General features: G+C 72.8%; 13 protein-coding genes. 7 read left to right on the forward strand and 6 right to left on the reverse strand.

Translation table 11 applies throughout. The annotated features are described in order from the left end of the window. Nucleotides 1-119: 119 nt before the first annotated feature. Nucleotides 120-1,556 carry a helix-turn-helix domain-containing protein gene (locus ACFOVU_RS10940; RefSeq protein WP_378532470.1) on the reverse strand — a complete coding sequence of 479 codons (1,437 nt, stop codon included), beginning with the start codon at nt 1,554-1,556 and terminating at the stop codon, nt 120-122. Nucleotides 1,557-1,772: 216 nt separating this feature from the next. Here ACFOVU_RS10940 and aceA point away from each other — a divergent pair, with 216 nt between their 5' ends. Next, nucleotides 1,773-3,071: an isocitrate lyase gene (aceA, locus tag ACFOVU_RS10945; protein ID WP_378532472.1), complete on the forward strand. Its 1,299-nt coding sequence runs from the start codon at nt 1,773-1,775 to the stop codon at nt 3,069-3,071. A gap of 224 nt (nt 3,072-3,295) precedes the next feature. Beyond that, nucleotides 3,296-4,141, forward strand: a complete 846-nt coding sequence (locus ACFOVU_RS10950; protein WP_378532474.1) for a CPBP family intramembrane glutamic endopeptidase — start codon at nt 3,296-3,298, stop codon at nt 4,139-4,141. Here the strand turns inward: ACFOVU_RS10950 and ACFOVU_RS10955 are convergent. Next, on the reverse strand, nt 4,110-5,357 hold the full coding sequence (locus tag ACFOVU_RS10955; protein WP_378532476.1) for a CynX/NimT family MFS transporter: 1,248 nt from the start codon (nt 5,355-5,357) through the stop codon (nt 4,110-4,112). The two genes, ACFOVU_RS10950 and ACFOVU_RS10955, sit on opposite strands and share 32 nt — an antisense overlap. 201 nt (nt 5,358-5,558) lie before the next feature. Between ACFOVU_RS10955 and ACFOVU_RS10960 the strand changes: the two genes are divergently transcribed. Continuing rightward, nucleotides 5,559-6,236, forward strand: a complete 678-nt coding sequence (locus ACFOVU_RS10960) for a FadR/GntR family transcriptional regulator (RefSeq protein WP_378532478.1) — start codon at nt 5,559-5,561, stop codon at nt 6,234-6,236. Here ACFOVU_RS10960 and ACFOVU_RS10965 read toward each other — a convergent pair. Further along, the gene (locus ACFOVU_RS10965) at nt 6,200-6,853 is read right to left on the reverse strand and encodes a TetR/AcrR family transcriptional regulator (protein WP_378532480.1); all 654 of its coding nucleotides are present in this window, start codon (nt 6,851-6,853) and stop codon (nt 6,200-6,202) included. The genes ACFOVU_RS10960 and ACFOVU_RS10965 overlap by 37 nt on opposite strands. Nucleotides 6,854-7,079: 226 nt before the next feature. On the opposite strand from ACFOVU_RS10965, the gene ACFOVU_RS10970 reads away from it, so the two are divergent. From ACFOVU_RS10970 to ACFOVU_RS10980, 3 genes are read left to right on the forward strand one after another with little or no spacing between them, the layout of a single operon-like run. Further along, on the forward strand, nt 7,080-7,880 hold the full coding sequence (locus ACFOVU_RS10970; protein ID WP_378532482.1) for an ABC transporter permease: 801 nt from the start codon (nt 7,080-7,082) through the stop codon (nt 7,878-7,880). Further along, nucleotides 7,873-8,709: an ABC transporter permease gene (locus ACFOVU_RS10975; protein ID WP_378532484.1), complete on the forward strand. Its 837-nt coding sequence runs from the start codon at nt 7,873-7,875 to the stop codon at nt 8,707-8,709. Before ACFOVU_RS10970 ends, ACFOVU_RS10975 begins: the two co-directional genes overlap by 8 nt. Nucleotide 8,710: 1 nt before the next feature. Beyond that, nucleotides 8,711-9,664, forward strand: coding sequence for an ABC transporter ATP-binding protein (locus ACFOVU_RS10980; RefSeq protein WP_378532486.1), 954 nt, complete (start codon nt 8,711-8,713; stop codon nt 9,662-9,664). 17 nt (nt 9,665-9,681) lie between these two features. On the opposite strand, the gene ACFOVU_RS10985 is transcribed toward ACFOVU_RS10980, so the two are convergent. The 3 genes from ACFOVU_RS10985 to ACFOVU_RS10995 all read right to left on the reverse strand — a co-directional run bounded on the left by ACFOVU_RS10985 (nt 9,682) and on the right by ACFOVU_RS10995 (nt 12,388). Next, complete coding sequence (locus tag ACFOVU_RS10985) at nt 9,682-10,356, reverse strand: RraA family protein (RefSeq protein WP_378532488.1); 675 nt, start codon at nt 10,354-10,356, stop codon at nt 9,682-9,684. A gap of 195 nt (nt 10,357-10,551) precedes the next feature. After that, nucleotides 10,552-11,406, reverse strand: a complete 855-nt coding sequence (gene folP, locus ACFOVU_RS10990; RefSeq protein WP_378532490.1) for a dihydropteroate synthase — start codon at nt 11,404-11,406, stop codon at nt 10,552-10,554. A 73-nt stretch (nt 11,407-11,479) separates the two neighbouring features. Continuing rightward, nucleotides 11,480-12,388, reverse strand: a complete 909-nt coding sequence (locus ACFOVU_RS10995) for an Lrp/AsnC family transcriptional regulator (protein ID WP_378532492.1) — start codon at nt 12,386-12,388, stop codon at nt 11,480-11,482. A 365-nt stretch (nt 12,389-12,753) separates the two neighbouring features. Between ACFOVU_RS10995 and ACFOVU_RS11000 the strand changes: the two genes are divergently transcribed. After that, nucleotides 12,754-14,277 carry an LCP family protein gene (locus ACFOVU_RS11000; RefSeq protein WP_378532494.1) on the forward strand — a complete coding sequence of 508 codons (1,524 nt, stop codon included), beginning with the start codon at nt 12,754-12,756 and terminating at the stop codon, nt 14,275-14,277. Nucleotides 14,278-14,376 lie beyond the last annotated feature (99 nt).

A 14,376-nucleotide genomic window follows, 5' to 3' on the forward strand; every position in this document is an offset into this window, starting at 1 on the left:
CGGTGGGGGGCGGGCCGATGGCCCCGGGCATGGCGCAGCGCCACCCCGAGGGGTGTTACCAACGGTAACGCCGGGCGCGCGCCGGCACAACGCCACCCCGGCCGTGACAGGGCCGCCGACTACAGCTCCTCGTAGCGCTCCAGGAACGTGTACACGTCGGTCTCGTCCACCCCGGGGAACGTGCCCGACGGCAGCGCCGAGAGCACGTGGGAGTGGGCGCGCGCCGACGGCCACACCTGCCCCTCCCAGCGGGCGGCGAGGTCGGCGGGCGGACGCACGCAGCACTCACCGGTGGGGCAGTTGGACTTGGTGCGGTTGGTGGTCTCGCGCCCGCGGAACCAGCGCGACTCCTTGTAGGGCACCCCGAGGGTGACCGCGAAGTTGCGCTCGCGGCTGGGGTCGACGTGGGCCACGCACCAGTGCGTCCCGTTGGGCTTGTCGGTGTACTGGTAGTAGATCGAGTGCCGGTCCGGCGAGGCGAACACCTGCCGGCCCGACCAGTAGCGGCACATGCGCTGCCCCTCGATCGCGCCGGTGTCGTCGGTCGGGAAGATGAGGCCGTCGTTCTCGTAGGCCTTGTAGATGATCCCGGTCTCGTCGTTGCGGATGAAGTGGCAGACCAGGTCGAGGTGGCGGTAGGCGAGGTTGGTGAACCGGTGGGCGGCCATCTCGTAGGACACCGAGTAGACGTCGCGCAGGTCCTCCACCGACAGCTCGCGCGCCTTCTTGGCCTCCTGGAGGTAGGGCGCGGCGGTGTTCTCGGGGATGAGGACGGCGGCGGCGAAGTAGTTGGCCTCGACCCGCTGGCGCAGGAAGTCGGCGAAGTCGCGCGGCTGGCTGTGGCCGAGGACGAAGTGGCCCAGCGTCTGGAGCAGGATGGTGCGCGGGCTGTGCATGCCCAGCGATTCGCGCTTGAGGAAGAGCCGCCGGTTGCGGGTGTCGGTGACCGACCGGACCGAGCGGGGCAGGTCCTGCACGTAGCGCAGGGTGAACCCGTGGTGGGTGACGATCGCCAGGATCTGGCCCTGCGACAGCGCGCCCCCGCTGTAGCCGACCGCGTCCAGGGTCTCCTGGGCGGCCTGCTCGATGCCCTCGAAGTAGTTGCCGCGCTCGCGCATCTGCCGGCGCAGGTCGGCGTTGGCCCGGCGGGCCTCCTCGGGCGTGGCCGTGGGCTTGACGCTGCGCCGCTTGAGCTCGTCGTAGAGTCCGACGATGTGCTCCAGCACGTCGTTGGGGACCCGCTTGCCCACCTTGAGGCGCGACAGGTTGAGCGACTGGTACACGGGGTCGCGCTGCGCCTCCTCGACCGCGATCTCCAGCTGCGCGCGGCGGCTGGGCGGCTGGCGGGAGAGTAACTCCTCGACCGAGACCCCCAGCGCCTGGGCGAGCGCGGTGAGCAGGGACAGCTTGGGCTCGCGCTTGCCGTTCTCCAGCAGGGACAGCTGGGACGGTGCCCGGCCCACGCGCTCCCCCAGATCGGAGAGGGTCATGCCGCGCGTGCGGCGCAGGTGCCGCAGCCGCTGGCCGAAGGTCACGAGGTCGAGGTCGCCCGGCAAAGAGGGTATTTCTTCAGTCCCAAAGTACGCCATCCGTTCATAGTACGGAAAGAATGTCCGATCTTCACGTGATCTGGCCTCGAAAAACGCTGGAACTTTGCGAAGAATCGTACTCACCGGCGGGGAACCCCTCCGGACGGCGCCGCCCCAGACGCCGGCCGCGGGGTCTCCAGCCGGGTGACCTTCCAGGGGACGAGCACGAAGGCGGTACGGATCATGAGCACCACCGGGCAGCGGCACGACGCCGCCGAGGCCTTGCGCAGGGAATGGGAGACCGACCCCCGCTGGGCGGACATCACCCGCACCTACTCCGCCGAGGACGTCGTGCGGCTGCGCGGATCGGTCACCGAGGAGCACACGCTGGCCCGCCTCGGCGCCACCCGCCTGTGGGACCTCCTGCACAGCGAGGACTACGTCAACACCCTGGGCGCCCTCACCGGCAACCAGGCCGTCCAGCAGGTCCGCGCCGGGCTGAAGGCGATCTACCTGTCCGGCTGGCAGGTCGCCGCCGACGCCAACCAGGCCGGCCAGACCTATCCCGACCAGAGCCTCTACCCCGCCGACTCGGTGCCCCGGGTCGTCCGCCGCATCAACAACGCCCTCCTGCGCGCCGACCAGATCACCTGGTCCGAGGGCGACGACGACGCCCCGCACTGGCTGGCGCCGATCGTCGCCGACGCCGAGGCCGGCTTCGGCGGCGTGCTCAACGCCTTCGAGCTGATGAAGAGCATGATCGCGGCGGGCGCGGCCGGCGTGCACTGGGAGGACCAGCTCGCCTCCGAGAAGAAGTGCGGCCACTTGGGCGGCAAGGTGCTCATCCCCACCGGCCAGCACATCCGGACGCTGAACGCCGCCCGCCTGGCCGCCGACACCGCGGGCGTCCCCAGCCTGGTGATCGCCCGGACCGACGCCCAGTCGGCGACCTTGATCACCAGCGACGTCGATGAGCGCGACCGCCCCTTCATCACCGGGGAGCGCACCGCCGAGGGCTTCCACCGCGTGCGCAACGGCCTGGAGGCCGGAGTCGCGCGCGGCCTGGCCTACGCCCCCTACTCCGACCTGCTGTGGATGGAGACCTCGACGCCCGACCTGGAGGTCGCCCGGCAGTTCGCCGAGCGGATCAAGGCCGAGTACCCCGACCAGATGCTGGCCTACAACTGCTCGCCCTCCTTCAACTGGCGGCGGCACCTGGACGACGCCACCATCGCCAAGTTCCAGCGCGAACTGGGCCACATGGGCTACAAGTTCCAGTTCATCACGCTGGCCGGGTTCCACTCCCTCAACCACTCCATGTTCCACCTGGCCAAGGGGTACGCCGAGACCGGCATGAGCGCCTACGTCGAGTTGCAGGAGGCGGAGTTCGGCGACGAGGGCCGCGGCTACACCGCGACCCGGCACCAGCGCGAGGTCGGCACCGGCTACTTCGACAAGGTGAGCACGGCGATCACCCCCGACGCCTCCACCACCGCCCTCACCGGCTCCACGGAAGAGGACCAGTTCTCAGCGGCTCACTGACCTGGTTCCTCCCTCCCCAGCGGTAGCCCGCCCCGCTTTCGTGGCTGGGGCGGAGCGGGCCACCGCCCGCCGCCGGCCTCGCGGCCCCGTGTCACCCGCGAGGCCGGCGGCGCCATTTGTCATCTGCTCGATCGGGTTTCCCGCTCAGCCTGCGGGGGCGCGGCGGCGGCTTCCCGCTCGGCCCCGGAGCGCACCTCACGGCACCGGCTAGCATGATCTGCACCATGGCCGAACGCACCTCCGAACCCGCATCCGCCGCCTCCGGCGACGGCGAGCGCCCGGCCAGGGCGCCGTCCGCGCATCCGGCGCCCGCCCCGCTCACCCCGCAGCTGCTGCGCGGGGAGATCCTGGTCGTGCTGGCGCTGTCCCTGGGCGCCGCGGCGGTGTCCGCGATGATCTCCTTCATCGGGTCGATGACCGCGCCCCAGTCGCTGGCCGAGCAGACCGCGAGCCTGGTCGGATCGCAGGCCGACGCCCAGCGCCCGTGGCTGGACCTGTCGCGCCAGGTGTACTCGCTGGTGTTCGCCATGGCGCCGGTCGCGCTGGTGGTCCACCTGCTGCACCGCACCGGCCAGTCGGCCACCACCATCGGCTTCGACGTGCGCCGCCCCGGGCGCGACCTGGCGGGCGGGGCGGCGCTGGCCGCCCTGATCGGCGGCGGCGGGCTGGTCGTCTACCTGGTCTCCTGGCAGCTGGGCCTCACGGTGACCGTGGCCCCCAGCGCGCTCAACGACCACTGGTGGCAGGTCCCGGTGCTCGTCCTCCAGGCCGTCAAGAACGGCGTGCTGGAGGAGGTCATCGTGGTCGGCTACCTGCTGCTGCGCCTGGAGCGCCTGGGCTGGTCGCCGGTGGCTGCGGTGCTCGCCAGTTCGGTGCTGCGCGCCTTCTACCACCTCTACCAGGGCATCGGGATGTTCTTCGGCAACCTGGTGATGGGGGTGGTGTTCTGCTGGTTCTACCGGCGCTATGGCCGGGTCATGCCCCTGGTGGTCGCGCACGCGCTGATCGACATCGTGGCGTTCGCGGGGTCGGTCTACCTCATCGGGCGGGTCGACTGGCTTCCGGGCTGACGGCGCCGGCGGCGGCGCCGGGGCCGAGCTCGTCCTCCAGGTGGCCGGGTCTGCCCAGTCTCAGCCCGGCGGCCAGGTTCAGCACGACCAGCGCCAGGAACAGGGCGAGCGGGGCGTGCCAGCCGCCGGTGACCTCGCGCAGCAGGCCGAACAGGAACGGCCCCAGCCCGCCCATCAGGTAGCCGATGCTCTGGCTGGTCGCCGACATCGCGGCGGTCCCGGCCGCGGTGCGCGTGCGCACCGCGAAGAAGGTCAGCGCCAGGGTGAAGGTCGCCATGCCCACCCCGATGAAGGTGGTCCACAGCCACACGCCCTGGATCGGCGCCACCCACAGGCCCGCGACGCCGATGACGTAGGAGCCGAAGAACATGACCACGAAGCCGCGGTGGTCGCGGGTGCGCGCCATGAGCCCCGGCAGGACCATCGAGAGCGGGATGGACAGCCCGGTGAGGTAGGAGAGGGCGAGGCCGGCGGTCGCCGCGCTCATGCCGCTGTCGCGCAGCATTTCCGCGTACCAGCCGAAGAGGATGTAGGCGATGGTGCACTGGGTTCCGAAGAAGAGCACGCTCCAGCGGCCGGTGGCGGTGCGCAGGACCTGCCCCAGTCCCAGGGCGCGGGCGGAGCCGGACCGCTGCGGCCCGTGCCGCAGGACCAGCAGCCACGGGACCGCGGCGACCAGGGCGAAGAGGGCGTAGACGCCCAGGGCGACCCGCCAGTCGCCGCCGGCCTGCTCGATGGGGACCGTCCCGGCGGCGGCCAGGGTGCTGCCCAGCGCGAGGAAGGTGGTGTACACCGTGGTCAGGGCGCCGACCCGATCGGGGAAGTGCTGCTTGACCAGGGTCGGCAGCAGGACGTTGCCAATGGCGCCGCCCGCGAGCGCGATCGTGCTCAGGGCGAGGAACAGCCACGGGTCGTCGGCGAGCGGCCGGGTGCCCACGCCCACCGCGATCGCCAGCAGTGCCGCGGCCAGCATCGGGTGCTCGCCGAAGCGGCGGGCGAGCGCGGGGGTGAGCGCACCGAAAACCGCGAAGCACAGGACGGGCAGGGTGGTCAGCACGCCGGCGAGCGCGGCGGACATGTGCAGCCCCGCGGTGACCTCGCCGAGCACGGGGCCGACGCTGGTGATCGCGGTCCGCAGGTTCAGCGCGGCCAGGGCGACGCCCGCGATCAGCAGCCAGACGACGCGGCGCGGGCGGCGCGCACCGGTTTCCTGCATCTGAGCGGAGCCCTTCACACCCGACGATGTGACGCTTGCCACACTGCCCTCGCATTCATAGGATGACCGGATCTACATCATGAGCGTAACGCATTCGGCGGCGTGGGCCATTCCGCGTGCGTGACTGGTCTAAGCTCCGGCTTTAACCGAACGCATCGCCGCCCGGCCCGACCCGCGGCCGACACCGTAGGAGGTAACCGCGTGCCCCTCGCCTCGACGCGTCGCACCGGCCTGGTCGACCAGGTCATCAGCCAGTTACGCGCACAGATCGACTCCGGCGAGTGGGGTGTCGGCGACCGCATCCCCACCGAGTCGGAGCTCTCCGACCAACTGGAGGTCGGGCGCAACACCGTGCGCGAGGCCGTGCGGGCGCTCGCCCACGCCGGCCTGCTGGAGATCCGGCAGGGCGCGGGCACCTTCGTCCGCGCCTCCAGCGAGCTCGGCGGCGCCCTGCGCCGGCGGCTGGAACGTTCGCGCCTCCGGGAGAACCTGGAGGTCCGGCGCGCACTGGAGATGGAGGCCGCCCGCCTGGCCGCGCTCCGCCACACCGAGGACGACATCACGCGCATCGACCAGGCCACGGCGCAGCGCGACACGGCCTGGCAGCAGCGCGACATGTCGGCCTTCGTGGAGGCCGACTTCGCGCTCCACCGCGCCATCGTCAACGCGACGCACAACCCCCTCCTGGTCGAGCTCTACGACGACATCGCCCAGGTGGTCTACGAGAGCATCGCGCACACGGCCTACGGCCAGCAGCCCTCGGGGGACCTGCTCGACCACAGCCGGCTGACCGACGCCATCCGCAGCTCCGACCCCGACGGCGCCCTGCGCGAAGCCGCCTGCTACCTCGACGAACTGCTGTCCCTGGCCGGGGACTGAACCAGCAGGCTGCTCCCGGCCCGCCACATGACGTCGAGCAGCTCGGCGCGGGGCGGGTCGGCGTCGCCGCCGCTCAGCGCCTCGGCCATGAGCTCGCGGAACGCGCCCAGGAGCGCCGCCGCGGCGAAGCCGGGGCGCACGGCGGCGTCGAGCTCGCCTTCGCGCTGCCCTTTGGCGATGCTGCGGGCGGCGATGCCGATCTGGCGCGCCAGGCGCTCGGCGTCGACCTGCGCCGCGGCGGGCTCGCGCAGGCGGCGGCCGACGATCACCCGGCCCAGCGGGTCGTCGCAGAGGAAGTCGATCTCGCGGCGCATACGGTCGCGCTCGCGCCGGGTCCAGCTCCCCGGCCCGCTCATCCGGGTGGCGAAGACCTCGGCGTCGTAGGAGTCGTAGAACTCGTTCACCACCGCGGCGACCAGGCCGTTCTTGTTGCCGAAGTAGCGGTAGAGCAGGCCGGCCGACACCTCGGCCCGGCGCGCGACCTCGGCCACCTCCAGGCTGCCGCCGCCCGACAGGATCACCGTGCGCGCCTCGGTCAGTAATCGCGTCCGGGTCGCGCGCCCGCGCGCCGACAGCCCGTCCGCCGTCGTGGCCGAGCGCTCCGGGGTCTCGCTCATGGCACCTCGTCCCTGTCGCCGCCGTGCTTGGGGCAAAGTCTGCCCGGCGTGGCGGCGCCGCGCCGCACGGTAGCCGGATGCGGCCATCTGTTCTGCGCGATCGCGTCCTCGCTTCCCGGTCCGGCGGCGCGCCCGGCTGTGGTAGCGTCCTCACTCCGGCGTCCCGGACCTGTGCCGCAGGGCCGTGCCTTCTGGTCCCCTTTTCATGCGAGGAGCACACGGCACGGTGCGGGTCTATCTCGCGGTGTTCGCCTGCGGGCTGCGCCGCTACTCCGGTTATCGCGCCGCCACGGCGGCCGGCGTCTTCACCAACAGCGTCTTCGGCCTCATCAACGCCTCGGTCCTGCTGGCGGTCTTCTCCGCCCAGCCGCAGATCAACGGCTACGACGCGGCCGACGCCGTCACCCACGTCTACCTCACCCAGGCGCTCATAGGGCCGGTCGCGATGATGGGCCCGGAGCTGGACCTGGCCCCGCGGATCCGCACCGGCGAGATCGCCGTCGACCTGCTGCGCCCCGCCCACCTGACCCCGTGGTGGCTGGCCCACGACCTCGGCCGGGCCGCGTTCAACGTGGTGTTCCGCGGGGTGCCGACCTTCGCTATGGGGCTGCTGGTCTTCCCCCTCGCCCTGCCCGGCGACCCCCTGCGCTGGGCCGCCGGCGCGGTGTCCGTGGTGCTGGCGGTGCTCACCGGCTTCGGGCTGCGCTACCTCTACGCGCTGGCCGCGTTCTGGCTCATGGACGGCCGCGGCATCACCGCGGTGGCGGTCGTGCTCGGCGGGTTCGGCTCGGGCATGCTGCTGCCCCTGGTGCTCTACCCCGAGCCGCTGGCGTCGCTGCTGCGGGCGCTGCCCTGGTCGGCGCTGGTCCAGGTCCCTGTGGAGATCGTGCTCGGCAAGGACACGCTGCCCGGCGGCGACGCCCTGGGCGGGCTGGCCTTCCAGGCGGCGTGGGCGGTGGGCCTGCTGGCCCTGTCGGTGCTGCTGACCGAGCGCGCCACCCGGCGGGTGGTGGTCCAGGGTGGCTGAGTCCGTGGTGGCCCCCCGGCCGGGCACGGCCGAAGGGCTGCGCTCCTACGTCCGGCTGGCCTGGACCTGGTGCCGCGCGCTGGCGCAGTACCCGGTGTCGCTGGCGCTGCTCACCGCCGCCCAGGCGGCGGCAATGGCCGCGGAGCTGTCGGCGGTGATGTTCGCCTTCGGCCACGCCGGGCGGCTGGCGGGGTTCGGCGTGGCCGAGGCGGTCCTCGTCTACGGGCTCGCAGCGCTGGCCTTCTCCCTCGCCGACTTCCTGCTGGGATCGGTGGAGCGGCTGGGCGAGCACATCCGCAAGGGCTCGTTCGACGCGATGCTCATCCGGCCGGTGTCCCCCCTCATCCAGCTCGCCACCGACGAGTTCTCCCCGCGCCGCCTGGGCAAGGTGGTGCCCAGCGCGGCGGCCCTGTGCTGGGCCCTGACCGCCCTCGACATCGACTGGACGGTGCAGCGCGTCCTGATGCTGCCGGTGCTGATCGCCTCCGCCACGGTGATCTGCTGCTCGATCTGGGTGACCGGCGCATGCATACAGTTCTTCATCATCGACGCGCGCCAGGTCGCCAATTCGGTCACCTACGGCGGGCAGGCGCTGACCGAGTACCCCCTCGCCGTCTACGGGCGCGCCGTCGCCACCGCCGCGACCTTCACCGTCCCCCTGGCCTTCGTGAGCTGGCAGCCCGCCCTGTTCCTCCTCGGCCTGCCCGACCCCCTCGGGCTACCCGCGTGGCTGCGCTACGCCCCGCCCGCGGTGGCCGTCCTGATGTGGGCCGCCGCCGCGGCGGTGTGGCGGACCGGCCTGCGCCACTACCGATCCACCGGGAGCTGACATGACCACCGCCATCGAGGCCGACGGCCTCGGCAAGGACTTCGTCCTCTCCGAGGGCCCGCTGCTGCGCCGCACCCGGCGCACGGTCAGCGCCGTCCGCGACATCGCCTTCACCGTGCAGGAGGGCGAGATGACCGGCGTCCTCGGGCCCAACGGCGCCGGGAAGTCCACGACCATGAAGATGCTCATCGGCATCCTCACGCCCTCGCGCGGGCGGGTGCGGGTGACCGGGCTGGAGCCGTCGCGGTACCGCACCCGCCTGGCGCGCCGGATCGGGGTGGTCTTCGGGCAGCGCACCACGCTGTGGTGGGACCTGCCGCTGCGCGACAGCCTGGCCCTGACCCGGCACCTGTACCGGGTCCCGGCCGCCGGCCACGCCCGGCGGCTGGCCGAGCTGACCGAGCTGCTGGACCTGGGGCCGTTCCTGCGCACGCCGGTGCGCCAGCTGAGCCTGGGCCAGCGGATGCGCGGGGACCTCGCGGCCGCGCTGCTGCACGATCCGCGGCTGCTCGTGCTCGACGAGCCCACCATCGGGCTCGACGTCGTGAGCAAGTCGGCGATCCGCGGGTTCCTGCTCCGGCTCAACGCCGAGCGGGGCACCACCATCCTGCTCACCACGCACGACCTGGGCGACCTGGAGCGGCTGTGCCGGCGCGTACTGGTGATCGACCACGGGCGCCTGGCGTTCGACGGCGATCTGGAGGCGCTGCGCGCCACGGCCCCCTCGCCCCGCACCCTGGTGGTGGACCTGGCAGCCCCGATGCCGCCGATCGAGGTGGCCGGCGCGCGGTGCGCCCGCGTCGAGGGGCCGCGCCAGTGGCTGGAGCTGAGCGCCAACCCGGCGGCGGTGATCGCCGAGGTGGCCCGCTCCCATGAGATCCGGGACCTCACCCTGCGCGAACCCGGCATCGAGGACGTGGTGGCGCGCCTGTACGGCGGCGGTTCCACCGCCTGAGGCACCGCGCCCGGCCCCTACCCGGCGCGCTCCGCCGAACGGTCGGCGCCGACCCCCGCTCCCTGCCAGCCGGCGACCCGGGTGGGGTCGAGGTTGAGCAGGTCGAGGGTGCTCTTGCCGGAGATGAGGGCGTCGAGCAGCCGCCGGTCGTGGGAGGCCGATTCCACGGCGTCGGCGACGATCCCGGCGACCCGGCCGCGGGGCAGGCACACCACGCCGTCGTCGTCGGCGACCAGCCAGTCGCCGCGCCGCACGGGGGTGGGGCCGCGGTCGCCGGTCAGGTGGACCTCGCGGCCGACCGCTCCCCCGGCGTCGTGCCCGGGTTCGCGGACGGCGACCCCGGCGCTGAAGACGGGCAGCCCGGTGCGGGCGATGGCGCCGATGTCGCGCACGCACCCGTCGAGGACGATCCCGGCGATGTCGCGCATCCGGGCGGCGACGGCGAGGATCTCGTCGAGGTAGCCGTACTCGGCCTCACCTGCGACGTCGACCACCAGCGCGCCGCCGCTGGGCGCCTGGGCGACGGCCACGTGGATGGCGAGGTTGTCGCCGGGTGCGCAGCGCACCGGCAGGGCGGTGGCGGCGAAGGACGCGCCGGGCCAGACCGGGAACAGGTGCGATCCCAGGGGAAGGCCGCCGTTCCTGGCCAGCACCGCTGTCCCCACCGCTGTCAACGTCTCCGCAAGCGCCACGTCAGCCTCCCATTACCAGCGCGCCTCGCGGGTCGCCGCGTCCACTGCGGCGCCGCGCGGAGGGGGATCGGCCGGCGGCGGCGGGGTGGGGAGAGCCGAGGGGGTCTCCATGCGACCCGGCACCTCACATACTCATGGGTAACTTCAGGGTGACGCAAGACATACCGCAGGAAAAGACCGAAATGCTACCGGCGGTTACAGATTCCCGCCGGGCTCCGCCGCCGCGGCCACGGCGTCCAGGGCCGCGCGCGCCGCACCGGCGTCGTGCACCCGGAACACCGCCGCACCCTCCCAGGCCGCCACCGCCAGCACCGCCAGGGTCCCGGAGAGGCGCCCGCCCACGGGCGCGTCCAGGGTCTCGCCGATGAAGTCCTTGTTGGAGACCGCCACCAGCACCGGCCACCCGGTGGCCGCCAGCTCCCCGATCCGGCGGCTCAGCTCCAGGGAGTGGTAGGTGTTCTTGCCGAAGTCGTGGGTGGGGTCGATGAGCACCCGGTCGGGGCGCACCCCCAGCGCGACGGCGCGCTCGGCCAGCGCGGTCACGGTCGCCAGCACGTCGGCGACCACGTCGTCATAGGCCACCCGGTGGGGGTCGGTGCGCGGTGCCAGGCCGCCGCTGTGCGAGCACACCAGCCCGGTGTCGAACTCCGCGGCCACCCGCGCGAGATCGGGGTCGGCGCCCGCCCAGGTGTCGTTGATGAGGTCGGCGCCGGCCTCGGCGCACTCCCGGGCGACCTCCGAGCGCCAGGTGTCCACCGAGATCACCACGCCGGGGTGGCGCGCCCGCAGTTCGGCGACGAAGGGGACGGTGCGCCGGATCTCCTCGGCGGCCGGCACGTGCTCGCCGTAACCCGCCTTGACCCCGCCCACGTCGATGATGTCGGCCCCGCGCAGCACGGCGGCGTCGGCGGCCTCCAGGGCGGCGCCGAAGGCGTAGGTGGCTCCGCGGTCGTAAAAGGAGTCGGGGGTCCGGTTGATGACCGCCATGACACCGTGGCGCCCGCTCCCGAATCGGTGTCCGCGCAGCCGCAGTACCCCGCCCGCCGCCATCGTCGGCTCCCCCCGCTGTCGCGCGCCACGCGGCGGTCCGCCGCGCCCCGTCCCGGGGGCGCGGCGGGCGCGGCTACCGGTCGGCCGCGACCGGGCCGCCGTCGCCGCGGTGGCGCTCCTTGGTCACCGTCAGATGCTCCCATGTCTCGACGTAGGTGACGTCGGGCCCCGACCGCAGCGCCTCCAGCGTGTCGACCAGGGTGGGCCGGTCGGGCGCGGTGGCGCTGCCGATGATGTCGTAGCGCCCGAAGCCCGTGGCCAGGAACGAGACCCCCGACAGGGTCCCCAGGCGCAGGGCCAGCGCGGCGGCGTCCCCGCGGCACCGGATGCCGAACCCGATCTGCTCGTTGGCCCCCACGACCGAGGGTTCGATGAGCGCGGTGACGTGCACCACGCCGGCATCGATCAGCCGCACGACCCGCGACCGCGCCGCCGCCTGCGAGAGCCCCACCTGGCGGGCGAGCTCGGCGTAGGAGGCGCGCCCCTCCCGCTGGAGGTGGCGCACCAGCCGCCAGTCCAGCGGGTCGATCGGGATGTCGCGCAGCGGGCGCACGCTGGTGTAGGCGTCCTTGACGATGGCGCCGGCCCGGATGACCTCGGCGCCGTTGACACCGGGCAGGGTGCGCAGCCCGGCGAGCTCCGCGGCCAGGGCGTCGTCGTCGCGCACCCGCAGGTGGGCGACCACCGGGAAGCGCCCCGCCGTCTGCGCCGCGAACGTGACGGCGTCGCGGGCGCCCAGCCGCTCCAGCACCGGGCGCACGGGCCCGGTGACGCGCAGCGAGACGTGCCCGAACACCTCCATCCCCAGGACGCCGGCGTGCAGGACCCCCACGATCCTGATGGCGCCCCCCCGCACGAGCCTGCGGACGCGGGCCCGCACCGCCGTCCGGGACAGGCCCACGCCATCGGCGAGCGCCTGGTATGTCGCTCTTCCGTCCCCCTGAAGCGCTCTCATGAGCGCAGCATCGACCGCATCGAGCACGATGTACTGCCTTTCGTTCCCATGACGGCGCCCTTTCCCCCCGGACGCCGCCCCCTCCTGCGGCCAGATCATGGCAGTTGCGGCGTCGGTTAACTACTGATCACGAAAGAAACAAGGCCGACTTTGGCCCTTGATGCACAGAGAACCGGACATGCGGCCACTCTGAGCAACAAAGCAGACACATTTCGTGCATGAACCGGATGCCGCTCTGATCTCGATAACTCCGACAAAGCGAGACACTGTTCGTCGGCATGAACGGCGCCCAATGCGGTAGAGATTACGACAAGCCGTCCCTAGCACGCTTCATGTGACCAACCACCTCAAACCGGGCGCCGTCGGGGGACGGGTGGCTAGAAGGGATCCCCATGGCAGACGGGCAGGAACCGCGCAGGGCGACGTATCCCAAGAACACGGGACGCGCCCTGCTGTGGACGATCGGCTCGGCGGTGCTCCCCGGCATCGCCCACCTGCGCATGCGCCGGTGGTGGGCCGGAGGCATCATCCTGGCCGTGTCCGTGCTGCTGCTCGCCACCGGGATCGCCGGCGCGCTCATCCTCGGCTCCGACATGCTGCGCAGCGCCGCCTACATCGTGCAGGGGCGCTGGCTGCTCACCGCCTCGGCGGTCGCGTTCGCGCTGACCGTGCTGTGGATGACGGTGGTCGTGCACTCCTGGGCCATCACCCGCCCGCCCGCCGCCGGCCGCCTCGCCCGCTTCTCCGCGGGCACCGTCGTGCTGGTGATGTGCGTGGCCATGGCGGTCCCGGCAGCGGCGGTGATCCGGACCTCCTACACCGCCTACGACACCCTGTCCTCGGTGTTCAACTCCGCGCTCGGCGGGGAGCCGCACGACGCGGCCGACCCGTGGGCCGGCCGCGACCGCGTGAACGTGCTGCTGCTGGGCGGCGACTCCGGGAGCAACCGCTACGGCATGCGCACCGACTCCATGATGGTCGCCAGCATCGACGTGGAACACGGCGACGTCGTGCTCATCGGCCTGCCCCGCAACCTGGAGAACGCCCCGTTCCCCGAAGGCAGCGCCCTCGCCGAGCAGTACCCCGCCCCCACGGGCTTCACCGACCTGCTCAACGAGGTCTACCAGACGGTCGCCGAAGACCCCGGCCGGCTCGCGATCGACCCCGACGCCACCGACCCCGCGGCCGACACCCTCAAGTCGGTCATCGGCGGCGCCACCGGCGTCGAACTGGACTACTACGCCCTGGTCGACATGGAGGGCTTCGAGGGCCTGATCGACGCCATCGGCGGCATCGACGTGCACATCGAGGACCCCATCCCCTACGGCCAGGAGGGCGGCGTCCTGGAGGCCGGCGACCAGCACCTCAACGGCAACGAGGCCCTCTGGTACGGGCGCAGCCGCGTCAACAGCGACGACTACGCCCGCATGGGCCGCCAGGGCTGCCTGATCAAGTACGTGGCCGAGCAGGCCGACCCCATGTCGGTACTGACCGGTTTCCAGGACCTGGCCGGCGCCACCGAGCGCACGCTGCGCACCGACATCCCGCAGTCCAAGCTGCCCGCCTTCATCGAACTGGCCGACCTGGTCGGCGATGAGGGCGAGATGCGCACGCTCCAGCTCTCACCGCCCCAGATCGACACCGCCTACCCCGACTGGGAGGAGATCAAGGGGCTGATCGCCGCGGCCGTCCAGGAGCAGGAGGACGCGCAGGAGACCGCCCCCAAGGACGGCCTGGCCGTCGAGCCCTCGCCCAGCCCGGGGCAGCAGCCGCAGCCCGGGGGCCTCGCCGCCGGCGACGACGTCGCCGACTCCACCGAGTGGCAGGAGTACACCGGCCTGCCGGACCCCTCGCCCACCACCGAGGGGCGCCAGGTCGGCAGCGACGCCGGCTCGCTCGACGCCCTCTGCCCCTGACCCGCACCCGGCCGGCCGGGGCCCGTCCCCGGCCGGCCGGGACCCGGACGCGGGTGCGGGTGTCCGCGCAGGGCCGTAAGGTGTGGTTTCCGTACGGAC

It is taken from the genome of Nocardiopsis sediminis (genome assembly GCF_042650565.1).
In the GTDB taxonomy this organism is placed as follows: Bacteria; Actinomycetota; Actinomycetes; order Streptosporangiales; family Streptosporangiaceae; genus Nocardiopsis_B; species Nocardiopsis_B sediminis.

Bases quoted from the DNA above. Each gene is read 5' to 3' on its own strand.
- aceA (WP_378532472.1), top strand. From the start codon at position 1,773: ATGAGCACCACCGGGCAGCGGCACGACGCCGCCGAGGCCTTGCGCAGG.
- ACFOVU_RS10950 (WP_378532474.1), top strand. From the start codon at position 3,296: ATGGCCGAACGCACCTCCGAACCCGCATCCGCCGCCTCCGGCGACGGC.
- ACFOVU_RS10955 (WP_378532476.1), bottom strand. From the start codon at position 5,357: ATGCAGGAAACCGGTGCGCGCCGCCCGCGCCGCGTCGTCTGGCTGCTG.
- ACFOVU_RS10965 (WP_378532480.1), bottom strand. From the start codon at position 6,853: ATGAGCGAGACCCCGGAGCGCTCGGCCACGACGGCGGACGGGCTGTCG.
- ACFOVU_RS10980 (WP_378532486.1), top strand. From the start codon at position 8,711: ATGACCACCGCCATCGAGGCCGACGGCCTCGGCAAGGACTTCGTCCTC.
- folP (WP_378532490.1), bottom strand. From the start codon at position 11,406: ATGGCGGCGGGCGGGGTACTGCGGCTGCGCGGACACCGATTCGGGAGC.
- ACFOVU_RS11000 (WP_378532494.1), top strand. From the start codon at position 12,754: ATGGCAGACGGGCAGGAACCGCGCAGGGCGACGTATCCCAAGAACACG.